The organism is Propionimicrobium lymphophilum DSM 4903, from assembly GCF_000423485.1.
In the GTDB taxonomy this organism is placed as follows: domain Bacteria; phylum Actinomycetota; class Actinomycetes; order Propionibacteriales; family Propionibacteriaceae; genus Propionimicrobium; species Propionimicrobium lymphophilum.
Genome location: NZ_AUIB01000008.1, coordinates 40152 through 56133 on the forward strand (window position 1 = coordinate 40152; position 15982 = coordinate 56133).

A 15982-nucleotide genomic window follows, 5' to 3' on the forward strand; every position below is an offset into this window, starting at 1 on the left:
TAACGCATGAGAATCGCTCGATTTGTGCTTGACGACCAGCCCCAATATGGGCTGGTCGAACTCGAAGAGGACCAGGGCTCGCACCCGCAGACTATCGCCGTTATCAATCGCGACCCGCTAGCTGGGCCGGTCAACTACACCGGCGAGCGAGTCGATCTGGCGGACGTGCGTCTACTTGCCCCCGTGATTCCGCGTTCGAAGATCGTCGCGGTTGGGAAAAACTATCCTCAGCACGCAGCCGAGTTCGGTTCGCAGGTGCCCGAGAATCCGCTGCTTTTCATTAAGCCGAATACTTCGGTGATCGGACCGAATGAACCGATCGTCAAGCCCGCAGAGACGCAGGACCTGCACTACGAAGGCGAGCTCGCCGTCGTTATCGGCAGGATCTGCCGAAGGGTTCCGCTGGAACGCTCGCAGGAAGTCATTTTCGGCTACACGGCCGCTAACGACGTAACTGCCCGTGACATCCAAAACGCGGAACAGCAGTGGACCAGGGCTAAGGGTTTCGACACCTTCTGCCCGCTTGGGCCATGGATTTCGACTCACCTGGACCTCAATGCGGCGGGCGATTTGGCCATAAAGACCACCCTGGACAGAGAGATTCGTCAAGAGGACACGACGAAGTCCATGGCGTTCGATGTTGCCCACCTGGTCAGCTACATAAGCCAGTTCACGACGCTGCTGCCCGGAGACGTCATCCTCACCGGAACTCCGGCTGGAGTCGGTCCGATGGAATCTGGCCAGCAGGTTAGCGTCGAAATCGAGGGGATTGGTACCTTGACCAACCCGGTTATGGACGAGAAGTGATTTTTACTGCTCCGCTGCAGACGCCAGAACCGGGCGTCAATTACACGCGCGTTTTGGCACGCGATGACGACGCCGGCGTCACCAACAAATCTTTGGTCGGGTTGCTATGTGTCTTCTTCGGCTACCTAGTCGTGGTCATGGCGGTCGCTTATGTGGTGGTAAGCCTCGGTTGGCTGCTGCGCGGCCGCCCTGGGACCCTTGCCGAGTTCGCCTCCTACGCCATGCATTATGAGTACCCGGAGGGTCTGCTGGGCAGCCACCTTGGCCTCGCGACTATGACGCTGATCTGTTTCGGAGTCGTGTATTGGATACATCGGGTTCGACCGCGTTGGCTAGTCTCGGTGCAGCCTGGAATGCGGTGGCGCTATCTTCTTGCGTGCCTGCTAGTTGCATGCGTGGCATTGAACGCCATCTACTGGCTAAGCCGAATCGGCCAGCCATTCCAGCCTGACCTGCCCTCAAATGCCAGCTTGTGGTTTGCTTCTATCCTTATCGCTAGCCCGTTACAGGCAGCCGGGGAGGAGTTCGTGTTCCGCGGGTATCTCATGCAGTCCGTTGGCACATTCGCAAGAAGTCCGTGGGTTTCCGTCGCCTTCTCCGCGGCTATTTTCGCGATGATGCATGGCAGCCAGAATCTGCCACTCTTCGTCGATAGGCTCGGGTTCGGGTTGTTGGCCGGCGGCCTCGTCGTGCTAACCGGTGGGCTTGAGGCGGCGATCGCGGCTCACGTCATTAATAACGTATTTTCGTTTGGCTACGCGACGCTTACCGGAACTCTGACACAAGCACACGCAATCTCGGTCTCCTCATGGACGACTACCGGATGGGATTTGGCCGCCTACGCGATCACGTTCGCAGGCTGCTGGTTTGTGGGAAAGAAAATGAATGTTGCCCGTAAAACCCCCAATTTTGTATCTGGGGCAAAGACCGTGTAATGTTTCATTCCGCGCGTTAAGCGAGACAACAAAATAGTTTGCTAGTTGAAACGCTGAACTGGGGTATGGGGTAATGGTAGCCCGACGGTTTCTGGTTCCGTTAGTCTAGGTTCGAGTCCTAGTACCCCAACCAAGAGTTTCTAGCAAGAAAAACTAAACATGGCCCCGTGGTGCAGAGGCCTAGCACGCAGCCCTCTCAAGGCTGAAACGGCGGTTCGAATCCGCTCGGGGCTACAAAGCAAAACCCTATCTGACTAGGGAATGCGTAGCAAAAAGGGTGAGATTAGACCCCCTCCAACCGGCGCGTGCATCTAGCGTGCAACTTCTTTACGGTGAGACAGTTGTTCCCATTTGTGGCTCTCCACTCGTCTGATTGCCGGCATGAGCGACGATTTCTCCCCATTCACTGACGATGGCCAGAACTCGCTACAGCGCTTCATCCCGACCAAAATTGGTGATTCTGACGGAATGACGATAATGGTGCTCTCCGGGGACGAAAATAAATATCAGCTCAACGCTGTCGGACCTGTGACTAAGGACGGCTGCACTTTGCAAAAGTTCTTTTCTGCAAACGATGGGCTCACCGATGTGAGTGTCCCTTTTGCTTGTGGAGCTGAATACGTCGATCCCGCGATGGATTACTTGCTCATGCCGGACAGCAAGATGCCCGACGTTGTTTCTACCTATCGCACGCTATACGAGCAATACAACAAAGAGACCTTTCGCGTGACCTCGTCAAATGGCACCTGCGACTCAGCCGCTAGAAAATGCGCGGTTGTAATAATGGTAGTTGACTGCGCTTCCGGTCGCAGAGAAAGCGAGCTGTCGATTTTTAGCCGAGCGCTTTTCGCTTCGTGACTTATAAATATCTGCCAAACTCAACGCGCTAAACCTTGGTTTTACTAGTCACCTTTTCTGGCGCCTTGTTGACTAGGCGTTATGCTTTCGGCTAGCGCTCAAGAACTTTTAGTGAGTTGAGTTTGGCAGATTTTCTAGTCTCTCTAGTCATCGTCGCGGGCGAGCATCTCTGACAGGTGCTCGGCTGCCGCGATCACCGCCGGCGCGTGGAGGCGTCCGGGCTGGCGGGTCAGGCGCTCGATCGGGCCTGAAACTGAGATGGCGGCGATCACCTTGCCCTGCGGAGAACGCACCGGAGCGCTAACCGAGGCGACGCCCGCTTCGCGTTCTGCGACGGATTGTGCCCAGCCGCGCTTGCGTACGTTGCTTAGTCCGACTGCGGAAAAGTTTGATTCCGTCAATCCGCGAGAGAGCCTCTCTGGTTCTTCCCAGGCCAACAACACTTGTGCGGCGGATCCTGCCGTCAGGGACAGCTGGCTTCCGACAGGGATTGAATCGCGAAGGCCGCTGGGTCGGTCTGCGGCAGAAACACACACCCTGGTTTCGCCCTGACGCCTATAAAGCTGTGCGGATTCTCCTGTGATGTCGCGCAGGCGTTCCAAGACGGGGTCCGCTTTCACGAGTAACTTGTCGTCTCCGGCTGCCACCGCGAGCTCAACTAGGCGTGGTCCGAGCACGAACCTGCCTTGAAGATCTCTGGAGACTAGGCGATGAAATTCGAGCGCCACTGCAAGTCGATGCGCGGTGGGTCGTGCTAAGCCTGTGGCCTGTACTAGAGTAGCAAGTGTCATTGGGCCCGATTCGAGGGCCGTCAGCACTGAGGCTGCCTTGTCTAGTACGCCTACGCCAGAAGATTGTCCCATAGTTTGAGATTAGCATCTCATTAGCTGGATGGCTACCGGATAATGGAAACATGGGAAAAACGCTTAGCCAGAAGGTATGGGATGATCACGTTGTCAGGCGATCTGCAGGACAACCCGATTTGCTTTACATCGACCTTCAACTGCTGCACGAGGTAACAAGCCCGCAGGCCTTCGAAGGGCTACGCATGGCTGGTCGCAAAGTGCGCAGGCCAGATCTGACTCAGGCCACCGAAGACCACAACACTCCTACGCTCGACATTTTTTCACCAATCGCGGATCCCACGAGCAGGAATCAGATCGAAACGCTTCGCAAAAACGTCAAGGAATTCGGTGTTCCTGCATTTCCTTTGGGCAATGACAACCAGGGCATCGTCCACGCAATCGGACCTCAGCTTGGCCTGACCCAGCCTGGAATGACAATCGTGTGCGGCGACTCGCACACTTCGACTCATGGCGCGTTCGGTGCGTTGGCGTTTGGAATTGGCACCTCCGAGGTGGAGCACGTGCTCGCCACCCAGACCCTGCAGCAAAAGAAGCTGAAGACCATGGCAGTGAACGTCGAGGGCGAGCTGCCCGAGGGCGTTGTGTCAAAGGACATCATTTTGAAATTGATTTCTATGGTTGGCACCGGCGGTGGCGCGGGGTACGTCGCGGAGTATCGCGGCTCCACCATCCGCAGCCTATCCATGGATGCGCGCATGACGATCTGCAACATGTCCATCGAGTGGGGAGCTAAGGCCGGCATGATGGCTCCGGACCAGACCACTTTCGATTACCTGAAGGACAAGCCATACGCGCCCAAGGGCGCCGATTGGGACGAGGCTCTCGACTACTGGAAGAGCTTGTACAGCGATGACGATGCTGAATTCGACCGCGAGGTTTACATCGATGCGACCAAGCTGACTCCGTTCGTCACCTGGGGAACGAACCCTGGGCAGGGCATCGAACTGGGCGATCGGGTCCCCGATCCCGAGCAGTTCGAGAACTCCACGGACCGCGCCGCCGCAAAGCGTGCGCTGGAATACATGGATCTGCGCGCGGGCACGCCGATGCGCGATATCAAGATTGACACTGTGTTCTTGGGCTCGTGCACTAACGGACGAATTGAGGACCTGCGCATGGCAGCGGACGTCGTCTGTGGCAAGAAGATCAAGGATGGTGTCCGCATGCTTGTCGTCCCCGGGTCGGCTGCAATTCGCAACCAGGCGATGGAGGAGGGCCTAGACAAGGTTTTCACCGACTTCGGTGCCGAGTGGCGCTTCGCCGGCTGCTCCATGTGTCTGGGCATGAACCCGGACAAGCTGACACCGGGGGAGCGTTCCGCCTCCACAAGCAACCGAAACTTCGAAGGACGACAGGGCCCCAAGGGCAGGACCCACCTGGTTAGCCCACTCGTGGCGGCAGCCACCGCCATCACGGGTCATTTGTCCAGCCCCGCCGATCTGTAAAGGAAAACCATGGAAAAGTTCACTTCGCACACTGGCATCGGTGTTCCGCTACAGCGCAGCAACGTAGATACCGATCAAATCATCCCTGCCGTCTACCTGAAGCGCATCGCGCGCACCGGCTTCGAGGACGGCCTGTTCGCTTCTTGGCGAAAGGACGAAGATTTCATTCTTAACCAGCCCGAGTACAAAGACGGATCTGTTCTGGTCGTCGGCCCAGACTTCGGCACTGGCAGCTCGCGTGAGCACGCCGTTTGGGCCCTGCAGAACTATGGCTTCAAGGTGGTCATCGGCTCCTGCTTCGGCGAGATCTTCCGCAACAACGCGGGTAAAGCCGGCCTGCTGATTGCCCTCGTGCCGCAGGAAACCGTAGATGCGCTTTGGGAGTACACCAAGGCTAATCCAGGCGCGCAGATCAGCGTCGACTTGCCTAGCCAAACCATCACCGCAGGCGAGGATAGCTACGGGTTTGAAATTGACGAGTACACCAAGCACCGGCTGCTTAATGGGCTTGACGATATCGCTATCACGCTAACCCACGAGGACGATATCGCCGCATTCGAGAAGAATCGTCCCAGCTGGAAGCCGCGCACGCTGCCGAAGCTGGTTTAGCTAATCTGAAAAGACCGTCCCAACCAAAACAATTTTGGCTGGGACGGTTTTTCATGCTTTGACCAACCAAAGATTAAGCTTGGTTAACATGTGCGAGTCGGCAAGGTTCAAGACCTGGGGCAAACTGCGAAGACTAAACGACGAATCGACCGATTCGTTCGCCCTGGCCTCGATCTCTCCGCTTCTAAAACCGCTATTTAGCCCGGTGGCGAAGTTCTCGTGGCAGGGCGGTGAGAACATCCCTAAGACGGGGCCCGTGATTATCGCAGCGAACCACATCTCCTCGCTCGATCCTGTCCTGCTCGGCCTATTCTTAGCCCATCAGGGCCGGTGGCCGCACTATCTGGCCCGCGCGAATCTATGGGAAAACAAGCTGCTTAAGAAGATTCTTGTAAACAGCGGGCAGATTCCCGTTCATCGCGCAACAGCCAAGGCCATCGAATCGCTTGCGGAAGCAGAGAAGTCACTAGTTAAAGGTAATGCCGTGATCATCTATCCGGAAGGCACTATCACTTTTGACCCGCTGGAATGGCCAATGGCGATTCATGTCGGAGTCGCAAAACTGGCGCTTATGGCTAAGCAGAACGTTGTTCCCGTGGGGCAGTGGGGTGCTAATTATCTGCTTCCGCCTAGAAAGATTAGAAAGCCGAGTCTCAAGCGCCGGGAGATTAGGGTCGTCGCTGGCCAACCGGTTGACCTTTCAGATCTATTCTCAGATTCCCCGGACAGGGAAAGCGTCGGTGAGGCGAGCCGCAGAATATTCAAAGCGATTCTTGCTAAAACTGCTGATGCGAGACGGGAGCTCATCCCCGAAACCGTGTGGAATCATAGGAAAAAGCAGCGTGTGTCTCCAGTCGAGCCCGTGCGTTAGCCGTTCACAATTTTATTTAGGAAACTGATGCAAAAACGTAAAACGATAGCGGTAATTTTTGGCGGTCAGAGCACCGAACACGAGATCTCGTGCTTAACGGCTAGCGAGGTCGTGAAGGAACTCGACCCGAGCAAGTACGAGATGGTTTGTGTCGGCATCTCGCCCGAGGGTATTTGGCATCGTTACGGCGTAGAAGAAGTAGCAGGCCTGCATGTCGAAGACAACAAGCTGCCACGCCTTGGCGAAGACGGTCCCGTAGCCGTCGCTATCCGCGATGGGGACGGCCTGCGGATCGCGACACATGTTGGCGATAGCCTCACGGATCAGGTGAAGATCGATTGCGTATTCTCTTTGCTGCACGGCACATATGGCGAAGACGGTACGCTGCAGGGAATGCTCGAGATGTTCGGCGTCTCTTACGTTGGCTCGGGCGTCACCGCAAGCGCAATCGGCATGGATAAGCACTTCATGAAGTTGGCGCTGCAGGCCGCCGACGTGCCGATCGGACCATTCGAGCTTGTCAGCTCGGCACAGTGGCTGAACGAAAAAGAAACGACGATCAAGCGCATCGCAGATCGGCTCGAATTCCCGGTGTTCGTCAAGCCGGCTCGAGGCGGTTCGTCGGTTGGTATCTCTCGAGTCGACGAGCTTACTGGTCTCGAGGAAGCGGTGGAAGAAGCTCGCAAGTTTGATCCCAAGGTGATCGTCGAGCAGGGATTCATCGGGGCTCGCGAAGTGGAGTGCGCGGTGCTGGGCCCTGCAAAGCTAGGAGAGCGCCCGAGAGTATCCTGTCCTGGTGAGATCGTCGTCAACAAGGACGCCGAGTTTTACGATTATCAGGCTAAATACCTGCCCACCGAGGGCCAGGTTGACCTCAACATTCCGGCAAAAATCGATGAGGAGACATCTAAGGTTGTGCGAAAGCTTGCCGTCGATAGCTTCCTGGCGCTGGATTGTGAGGGGCTGGCTAGGGCAGACACCTTCGTAACCGCGCAGGGTGAGGTTTATGTTAATGAAGTAAACACCATGCCCGGATTCACCAAGCTGTCGATGTTTCCAAGCCTTTGGGAGGCCTCTGGTCTTAGCTATCGCGAGTTGCTGACCGATCTGATCGAGCAGGCGCTAGCACGCCCAGTGAACGTGAACAGGTGATACGGGTGGCTAACGAGGAAACCATTAAAGAGGTCGGCGAATTCGGCCTGATCGAGCGCATTACAGGCCAGCTTTCAATGCCAGCATCGGTTTCTGTCGGCCCAGGCGACGACTCTGCGGTTTTCTCCGTAGACGGCGACGCCGTAGTTTCGACCGACATGATGGTTGAGGACGTCCACTTTCGCCGGGATTGGTGCTCAGGATTCGACGTCGGCTGCAAGCTAATCGCTAGAAGTTTCGCCGATCTCGAGGCGATGGGGGCCACCAGCCGAGGCTGTGTGGTGGCTATTTCGATGCCCGAAGAACTGCAGGCAGAATGGTTCAAAGATTTCTTCCAGGGAGTCTCTGCGGAGGTCGCTAAGGCGCGAGCAGTTCTCGTTGGTGGCGATATTACAAGCGGAGAAAAAATTGTCGCTACCGCTACAGTTTTTGGTCAGATGGAGGGTCGGGCACCAGTTTTGCGCAGCGGGGCTAAACCAGGAGACGTGGTTGCTCTTTGCGGTAGGCAAGGATGGGCTGCAGCAGGATGGGCGACGCTGAGCCGTGGTTTCCGCTCACCCCGTGCCGCGGTCGACGCTTATCGATGCCCCGAGGTTCCTTACGGGGCTGGCAGGATTGCCGCTGCTGCTGGCGCGAACGCGATGATCGACGTCTCGGACGGTCTGATCGCTGATCTGGGGCACATCGCCGAAAAGAGTAACGTCTTAATCGACATTGATTCTTCAAGCCTCGAGATTCCTGGCCCGCTGCAAAACGTCGGCGCTGCGCTTAATAGTGATCCCTTAAATTTTGTGCTCACCGGTGGCGAGGATCATCCCTTGGTGGCCACGTTTGCCGATTACGTGCCACAGGGTTGGGCGCAGATCGGTCGGGTCCTGGATCCAGTCGAAGGCAGCGCGAATGTCCTGGTCGACGGCGAGGAATGGGAAACCGAATATTCCGGTTGGACCCATTTCTGAGCAAAGTTCGGTATCGACGGCGTGGAGACGTCGCTCATTTTCCCTCGCCCGCTACTGTAAGACATATGGCGTCCCGCATGTCTTCCCCCTCGCGGCCGGCGACCAAGAAGGCTACTGCACGCCGTCCTTCGGGCGGCAGCAAGAAGGCCTCTTCGTCGCGCGGCAGAAAGACTGTATCTAAAGCCACCGCAAAAAGGACGGGTAGCAACCAGAACGGAATCCTGCCCCGAATTTTCCGTGGCCTTTCGAAGGCCCTCGGTAGCGGTGTGCGCAAGATCGGACGAGGAGCCCGCGATGTAGATCCCGCGGTGCGAAGCGATGGGGTAGGCCTGACGCTGCTTTTCTTGGCCGTAATCGTAGCGGCAATTTTCTGGTTCTCGATGCCCGGGTTGCTCGGTGAATGGTTAAGAATCGGCATCAGCACGGTTTTCGGCATCGCTAGCTACGCTCTGCCTCTTCTGCTAATCGTCATGACCTGGCGAACCCTCAGGGATCCGCTTGCTAACGGTCCGGGAGGCCGTCAGCTGATCGGTTGGTCTCTTATTTTCTTCGGTGCACTGGGCGTGATCAATCTCATGCACACTCCGCTGCCGAAACCCTCTGATCAGATCGCCATGCGCGCGGCTGGCGGTTTCGTGGGATACATTTCCAGCTCCATGCTAGTGCAGCTAATGCCGGTTTGGATTTCGGCATTTCTGCTTGCGCTCGTAGCCATATTCGGGACTTTGATAGTCATTGGTCGCCCCGTCAGCGAGCTTGTCGAGGACGGCCGAAAAATCTACACGAGCGTCATGGAATTCTTCTTTGGCCGCCCGGAACTGGCGGAGGAGAAACTCGAGTACGGCGTAGATAAAGCATACGATTCTCCGCTGGTTGAGGAGGCCGAGGACCTCTACTCGGATATCTCCGAAGACTATTTTGCGGATGTCGTGGAAGAAGAGCCGGACCCCGAAGCCGAAACCGAGGCTAAAGCGAAGTCAAAGAAGGCCGAGGTCGCCGAACCGGTTCAGCCCGAACTGATCGCTCCCGAGCACACACCCGCCCCGGTTCGTTCCGAGCAGCTGGAGCTGTCGGGAGACGTGCAGTACACGTTACCTTCGTCCGAAATGCTTAAGGCCGGCACGGTTCCTAGGGCGCGCACCGAAGCTAACGATGAGATCGTGCACAGGCTTCAGGACGTCTTCACTGAGTTCAACATTGACGCAAACGTAACTGGCTATACGCGTGGCCCGACGGTTACCCTCTACCAGGTTGAGGTCGGGGCAGGCACGAAGGTCGAGAAGGTCACGAATCTCTCAAAGAACATCGCTTACGCGGTCGGTTCAGCCGACGTGCGCATCTTGGCTCCGATTCCTGGCAAGTCCGCGATCGGCGTCGAGATTCCTAACCGCGATAAAGAGGTCGTTTCTTTGGGTGATGTGCTGCGCAGCCAGAAGGCTCAAAACGATCATCACCCGTTGGTGGTCGGCCTTGGTAAGGACATCGAGGGCGGCTACGTGATCGCCAATGTGGCTAAGATGCCGCATCTTCTGGTCGCCGGCGCGACCGGTTCCGGTAAGTCCAGCTTCATCAACTCGCTGATCACTTCTGTGATGATGCGTGCAACCCCAGATGAAGTACGCATGCTGTTGGTCGACCCGAAGCGCGTAGAGCTGAATCACTACGAGGGCATTCCGCACCTCGTCACGCCGATCATCACCAGCGCTAAGAAAGCTGCGGAGGCACTGGAGTGGGTCGTTTCCGAGATGGATCATCGCTACGACGATCTCGCGGCTTTCGGATTCAGGCACATCGATGACTTCAACAAGGCCGTAAAGGCCGGCCAGGTCAAGGTGCCGGAAGGCTCCGAGCGCAAGCTGACGCCGTACCCGTACCTGCTAGTAGTCGTGGACGAGTTGGCGGATCTGATGATGGTTGCTCCGCGCGACGTCGAGGATTCGATCGTTCGTATCACTCAGCTCGCCCGAGCCGCAGGCATCCACCTGGTGCTGGCAACCCAGCGTCCGTCTATCGACGTGGTAACCGGCTTGATCAAGGCGAACGTTCCAAGCCGTTTAGCCTTCGCCACCAGCTCGATGACAGATTCGCGCGTTATTCTCGACCAGCCAGGTGCAGAGAAGCTGGTTGGCCAGGGTGATGGATTGTTCCTGCCGATGGGCGCTTCCAAGCCGATGCGTGTCCAGGGTTCCTGGGTCACCGAGGCGGAAATCCGTGACGTCGCAGATTACTTGAAGGAGCAGCTAGAGCCCCAGTACCGCGATGACGTTCAAGCTGCTGTCGCAGACAAGCAAAAGCCTGCCGAAGACATCGGCGACGACTTGGACACCGTTCTTGAAGCGGCTCAGCTGGTCATCGAATTGCAGCTCGGTTCTACGTCCATGTTGCAGCGAAAGCTGCGCATCGGTTTCGCCAAAGCTGGCAGGATGATGGACATTTTGGAGAGCCGCGGCATCGTCGGTCCAAGCCAAGGCAGCAAACCCCGCGAGGTGTTGGTTGGTCCGGACGGCCTGGACGATGTGCTGGAAAGCCTGAAGACCGGGGCTTAGCATCTCAATATCTGGGGATTGCTCTGGAAAACTGCCTTTGCGGAGTGCTGCCAGAAAATGCCGTTTGGCCCTGCCGGGTCTGTAAATATCGCTGTACGTCTCCAGCCATGAAGGTATGGATTTGCTAAGCCAGGGAAGCAAAGTTAATCATTTTTCTGGGCGTGAGGGATACTAGAAGACGTATGAAAACTTTGAAGCAATCCCCGCGTACCTCGGTGGCCATGGTGACCCTCGGCTGTGCTCGTAACGACGTCGATTCAGAGGAACTCGCCGCACGGCTGGACGCCGGCGGGTTCCAACTCGTCCCAGACGCAACCGATGCTGACGTAATCGTGGTCAATACCTGTGGCTTTATCGATCAGGCGAAGAAGGATTCAATCGATACGCTCCTTGAAGCCAGCGATCAGAAAGCAAACGGTAGGGCGCAGGCCGTGGTAGCCGTTGGCTGCATGGCAGAACGCTACGGTGATGAACTGGCCGAAGCGCTTCCTGAGGCCGACGCGGTGCTCAGCTTCGACGACTATCCAGATATCTCTAAGCGGCTGCGCAGCATTCTCGCTGGCGGCCACATAGAGGCCCATAAGCCCCAAGACCGCCGAACACTGTTGCCGTTGGCTCCGATCAAACGTTCGGCCAAACGGGTCAAGAGCACCAGACGTCGCAGGCTCACTAGCGGCCCATATTCTCCGCTCAAGATTGCTTCTGGCTGCGACCGCCGATGCGCATTCTGCGCGATTCCTGCCTTCCGCGGCTCTTATATCTCTCGTCCGGTCGAGGAGGTCATAGAGGAGGCCGAATGGCTGGTCCAAGAGGGCGTCAAAGAGGTCATGCTGGTCAGCGAGAATACCTCCAGCTACGGAAAGGACCTGGGGGATAGGCGAGGTCTCATTAAGCTGCTCCGCGAGCTGAACGACGTGCCGGGTCTTGAGCGCGTCAGGGTCAGCTACCTGCAACCCGCAGAAATCTATCCGGGTCTGCTCGAGACGATGGCCTCCTTAGAACACGTGATGTCCTACTTCGACATCTCGTTCCAGCACGCTTCTGCTTCCGTGCTTCGCAGGATGCGTCGATTTGGTGACGAAGAGAACTTCCTCAAGCTGCTGGAAACGGTCCGTCAACTAGATCCTCAATCAGGAGCTAGGAGCAACTTCATCGTGGGTTTTCCGGGTGAAACCGAGGAAGACTTCGAGACGCTCTGCGACTTCGTCCAAGAGGCCCGCCTGGACGTAATGGGCGTGTTTGCATACTCAGATGAAGAAGGCACAGAAGGCGAAAAACTAGAGGGCCACCTTCCCGACGATGTCATCGCCGACCGAACTCGAATTCTCACAGACCTAGTGACCCAAATGATGGATCAACGAGCAGCCGAGAGGGTGGGCGAAGAGGTTAGCGTCTTAATCGAATCGTTAGACGAAAACAGCGTTGTCGGGCGCGCCGAGCACCAGGGGCCCGAGGTAGATGGAGAAACTAGAATAGAAGACGCTGATCCGCAGGAGCTTCGGGTTGGCGATATTGTTATAGCAAAAGTAGTAGATAGCTTTGGGGCCGACCTAGTGGCCAAGCAGGGCTAACTTTGGCGCTCTAGGGTGGTGGGTAAAATTTCTGATCAGAATGAGAGCAGGCCGAAGCTCGGCTTTAAGTGGAATGTGCCAAACATTCTAACTCTTTTGCGAATAGCGTTAGTTCCTGTTTTTCTGATTGTCTTCTTGGCTCATCCGCACGATCAAGTTTGGCGATTCTGGTCTACGGTCGTTTTCGCGGTGGCTATCCTCACCGACCTTTTCGACGGAAAGATCGCCCGCAAGTACAACTTGATCACCAATTTCGGCAAAATTTGGGATTCGATCGCAGATAAGGCGCTGACCGGTGTCGGGTTCATCGTTCTCTCGATTGTCGACGAGCTGCCCTGGTGGATGACCGTGATCATTCTTCTCCGCGAATGGGGGATCACCGCCATGCGGTTTGTGATTCTCAAGTACGGAGTGATGGCGGCAAACCGTGGCGGCAAGCTCAAAACTGTCATCCAGTCGGTCGCACTGATCATGTTCCTGCTCGGGCTTCCTGCTCTTGGGGCTTGGTGGTGCGCGCCCAAGTGGATCGCAATGTGGATTGCCTTCTTGCTAACCGTTTACACCGGCGCCGAATACATTTTCGAGGCCGCAAGGCTGCGAAAAGCAGCGTTAAAAGCTGGCCATCCGGTAGACATTTCGACTGTTGAGCAGGAACCGTTTATCAAGCGAATTTTCAAGGGCAACAAGTGAGCCTCGCCAGTCATCTTCTAGACGAGTTGGCCGCCAGGAGCATGACTCTGGCCACCTGCGAGTCGCTTACCGGAGGCCTAATAGGCGCCACGATTACTTCCGTACCCGGGGCATCGAGGGTGTATCGGGGAGGACTGGTGGCATATGCCAGCGACCTAAAAACTTCTCTCGTCGGTGTTGATGGTGATCACGTCGCAAAGTACGGCGTGATCAACTTGTACACGGCACAGCAGATGGCTGAAGGCGCTGCGAAACTCTGTGGCGCTGATGCCTGCGTCGCGGTGACAGGGGTCGCCGGCCCCGATCCGCAGGACGGCAGCGCGCCCGGTACCGTCTGGGTTGGCTACGTCGTTCCCGGAAAAACAGATGCGGTTCTGCTTTCGCTTAACGGGACTAGGGAAGAGATCCGTAATCAGACCGTCGAGGCAGCTTTAGAAACTCTGTTGCAAGCTCTGGCAACAAGCTAATCGTTGCTGCATGCTAGCTAGAGTCTTTATATGAGACAAACTTATCCGTGGCAAGATTCCACTAAGTCGCCGCGGGAACGGGCAGAGTTGCTCGTTTCGGCAATGACTATTGAACAAAAGATCGCACAGCTTCATGGCGCGATGGAAACTATCGATATCTATGCAGTCAGCAATCAGGCAACTACAGCCGAGGAGATGGAACAACTAGCCGCTCAAATCCGGGTGGAGCGTCACGTAGCCGCCATCGACGAACTCGGCATTCCCCGCTTCAGGATAACTAACGGTCCTGTCGGCGTCGGTATGGGCGATGGCACCCCCAGCCCGCCGGCCACCGCATTGCCGATGACCATCGGTGTAGCAGCCTCTTTTGACCGTGAAGTAGCGAAGGAATACGGCGACGTAATTGGCTCTGAGACCGCCACGCTAGGCCAGCACGTGCTTGAGGGGCCTGCGGTCTGCCTGCACCGCACAACTATCGCGGGCCGTAACTTCGAGTATTTTTCCGAAGATCCTTTCCTGTCGGGCGTGATGGGCGTCGAAGTGACTAAGGCGATTCAGTCCCACGACATCATCGCGATGGTAAAGCACTACGTGCTCAACGATCAGGAGACAGAGCGCTTCCGAAACAGCGTTGAGGTCGACGAAAACGTTATGCGCGAGCTTTATTTGTTGCCCTTCGAAATGGTCATCAAGGACGGCGAGTGCGCCGCGGTGATGAGCGCTTACAACAGGATCCGTGGCGTCTACGCTACAGAGTACTACTACACGCTGACCAAGATTTTGCGTGACGAATGGGGCTTTGAGGGCTATGTTCAGTCCGACTTCTGGTCGACCAGGTCTGCAGCTCCGTCTTTGAACGCGGGTCTTGATCACGAGATGCCGGATGCTAAGTGGCTTAACGAAGAAAACGTCAAGGCCGCCTTGTCAGATACCAGCCTGGAAGAAAAGACCATCGATCGAGCACTGATCAGGCGCTACACACAGATGTTCCGTTTCAACCAATTCGATCGGCCATACGATCCGGGAGAAATCGACGCCAAGGCGCACGGTGAAATCTCGCGAAAGCTTGGGGCCCAGATGGCAGTCCTGCTTAAGAACGACGAGGGCCTGCTGCCGATCGAGCCGAGCGGCAAGATCGTCATTATTGGGCAGAAAACGTTCGCAGGCAAAGCATGTCAGGGCGGCGGTGGCTCCTCTAAGGTCGACCCGCTGTACACGGTCGATCCGCTTCCTGGCATGCAGGACATCCTGAAGGAGATGGGCGCAGACGCCACTGCGGAGCTATTTGTCGTAGCCGACGACCTGTCTAACCTGGGCGATGCCAAGAAGGCCGCAGAAGACGCCGACATCGTAGTTCTGATGGCTGGCTTGGTGGCCACAGAGGGTGCAGATATGCCGGATGCCAACATGTTCAACGATCAGAACACGATGCTCGATGAGCTGCTAGGAGTTAATCCCAAGACGATTTTGGTGATGAAGGACTCCGCACCAGTTCTGATGCCTTGGGTCGATAAGGCACCGACTATCTTGGAGGTCTGGAATCAGGGCACCGAGGATGGCCACGTGGTTGCCGATCTCATCTTCGGGCGTATCAACCCGTCGGGCAAGGTGCCAACCACCTATCCGGTAAGCGAGGACGATGTTTTTTATGCCGGACACCCGGAGCGCTACCCAGGTACCGACGAGGGCGCAGGTTACCCGGTCATTCGCTACTCCGAGGGCCTACAGGTGGGCTACCGCTGGTTCCAGGCTCAAGACATCAAACCGTTGTTTGCTTTTGGTCACGGTTTGTCGTACACGAGCTTCGAGCTGTCGGATTTCACCGTGAACACGGACAAGGTAGGCGATTCGCCGGTTACTGCAACCGTCAAGGTGACAAATACCGGTTCGCGTGCTGGTGCGGAAGTCGTCCAGGCGTACCTCGGAATTCCCGTCGACGGTCAGCCGCCTAAGCGCCTCGTTGGCTTCGACAAGGTTTACTTGGAGCCGGGCGAATCTAAGACGGCAAAGATAGTTATCGACCCGAATGCGACAAACCACCCGTTCAGCGTGTGGTGCAACGCATTGGGGGATTTCGATATCAAGCCAGGCGACTACACCTTGTACGTAGGCACTTCGAGCGAAGACACCTCTTTGACGAAGGTGCTCAAGAAGTAAAATTATGCTGCATGGGCCCACGCTTTTAAGCGTGGGCCCTTTTGCGTAT

14 protein-coding genes and 2 tRNA genes are annotated in these 15982 nt (G+C 56.5%); 15 read left to right on the forward strand and 1 reads right to left on the reverse strand.

Features of this window, described 5'->3' with window-relative positions:
• The first annotated feature begins 6 nt into the window (after positions 1–6).
• The 5 genes from G556_RS0105630 (at position 7) to G556_RS0105650 (ending at position 2600) form a co-directional block, all read left to right on the forward strand.
• Complete coding sequence (locus tag G556_RS0105630) at positions 7–807, forward strand: fumarylacetoacetate hydrolase family protein (protein ID WP_028822063.1); 801 nt, start codon at positions 7–9, stop codon at positions 805–807.
• Complete coding sequence (locus tag G556_RS0105635; protein ID WP_028822064.1) at positions 804–1742, forward strand: CPBP family intramembrane glutamic endopeptidase; 939 nt, start codon at positions 804–806, stop codon at positions 1740–1742. The genes G556_RS0105630 and G556_RS0105635 overlap by 4 nt, the downstream gene beginning before the upstream one ends.
• Positions 1743–1801: 59 nt before the next feature.
• Positions 1802–1875: transfer RNA gene (locus G556_RS0105640), tRNA-Gln, on the forward strand.
• Between the two features lie 28 nt (positions 1876–1903).
• Positions 1904–1976, forward strand: a tRNA-Glu gene (locus G556_RS0105645).
• Positions 1977–2123: 147 nt separating this feature from the next.
• Positions 2124–2600 carry a hypothetical protein gene (locus G556_RS0105650; protein ID WP_028822065.1) on the forward strand — a complete coding sequence of 159 codons (477 nt, stop codon included), beginning with the start codon at positions 2124–2126 and terminating at the stop codon, positions 2598–2600.
• Between the two features lie 143 nt (positions 2601–2743).
• Here G556_RS0105650 and G556_RS0105655 read toward each other — a convergent pair whose 3' ends face one another.
• Complete coding sequence (locus tag G556_RS0105655; RefSeq protein WP_028822066.1) at positions 2744–3463, reverse strand: IclR family transcriptional regulator; 720 nt, start codon at positions 3461–3463, stop codon at positions 2744–2746.
• A gap of 50 nt (positions 3464–3513) precedes the next feature.
• Between G556_RS0105655 and leuC the strand changes: the two genes are divergently transcribed.
• From leuC to G556_RS0105705, 10 genes are all read left to right on the forward strand, one after another.
• Complete coding sequence (gene leuC, locus G556_RS0105660; RefSeq protein WP_028822067.1) at positions 3514–4911, forward strand: 3-isopropylmalate dehydratase large subunit; 1398 nt, start codon at positions 3514–3516, stop codon at positions 4909–4911.
• 9 nt (positions 4912–4920) lie between these two features.
• Positions 4921–5520: a 3-isopropylmalate dehydratase small subunit gene (gene leuD / locus G556_RS0105665; RefSeq protein WP_028822068.1), complete on the forward strand. Its 600-nt coding sequence runs from the start codon at positions 4921–4923 to the stop codon at positions 5518–5520.
• Positions 5521–5608: 88 nt separating this feature from the next.
• The gene (locus G556_RS10370; RefSeq protein WP_051176724.1) at positions 5609–6391 is read left to right on the forward strand and encodes a lysophospholipid acyltransferase family protein; all 783 of its coding nucleotides are present in this window, start codon (positions 5609–5611) and stop codon (positions 6389–6391) included.
• Positions 6392–6418: 27 nt separating this feature from the next.
• On the forward strand, positions 6419–7543 hold the full coding sequence (locus tag G556_RS0105675; protein WP_028822069.1) for a D-alanine--D-alanine ligase family protein: 1125 nt from the start codon (positions 6419–6421) through the stop codon (positions 7541–7543).
• 5 nt (positions 7544–7548) lie between these two features.
• Positions 7549–8502, forward strand: coding sequence for a thiamine-phosphate kinase (locus G556_RS0105680; RefSeq protein WP_028822070.1), 954 nt, complete (start codon positions 7549–7551; stop codon positions 8500–8502).
• A gap of 65 nt (positions 8503–8567) precedes the next feature.
• A complete protein-coding gene (locus G556_RS0105685; protein ID WP_211219439.1) occupies positions 8568–11048 on the forward strand; it encodes an FtsK/SpoIIIE family DNA translocase in 2481 nt (826 codons plus the stop codon).
• Positions 11049–11230: 182 nt separating this feature from the next.
• Positions 11231–12619, forward strand: coding sequence for a 30S ribosomal protein S12 methylthiotransferase RimO (gene rimO / locus G556_RS0105690; protein ID WP_028822072.1), 1389 nt, complete (start codon positions 11231–11233; stop codon positions 12617–12619).
• An 18-nt stretch (positions 12620–12637) separates the two neighbouring features.
• Positions 12638–13309: a CDP-diacylglycerol--glycerol-3-phosphate 3-phosphatidyltransferase gene (pgsA, locus tag G556_RS0105695; RefSeq protein ID WP_028822073.1), complete on the forward strand. Its 672-nt coding sequence runs from the start codon at positions 12638–12640 to the stop codon at positions 13307–13309.
• On the forward strand, positions 13306–13776 hold the full coding sequence (locus G556_RS0105700; RefSeq protein ID WP_028822074.1) for a CinA family protein: 471 nt from the start codon (positions 13306–13308) through the stop codon (positions 13774–13776). Before pgsA ends, G556_RS0105700 begins: the two co-directional genes overlap by 4 nt.
• Positions 13777–13878: 102 nt before the next feature.
• The gene (locus tag G556_RS0105705) at positions 13879–15933 is read left to right on the forward strand and encodes a beta-glucosidase family protein (protein WP_233418194.1); all 2055 of its coding nucleotides are present in this window, start codon (positions 13879–13881) and stop codon (positions 15931–15933) included.
• Positions 15934–15982 lie beyond the last annotated feature (49 nt).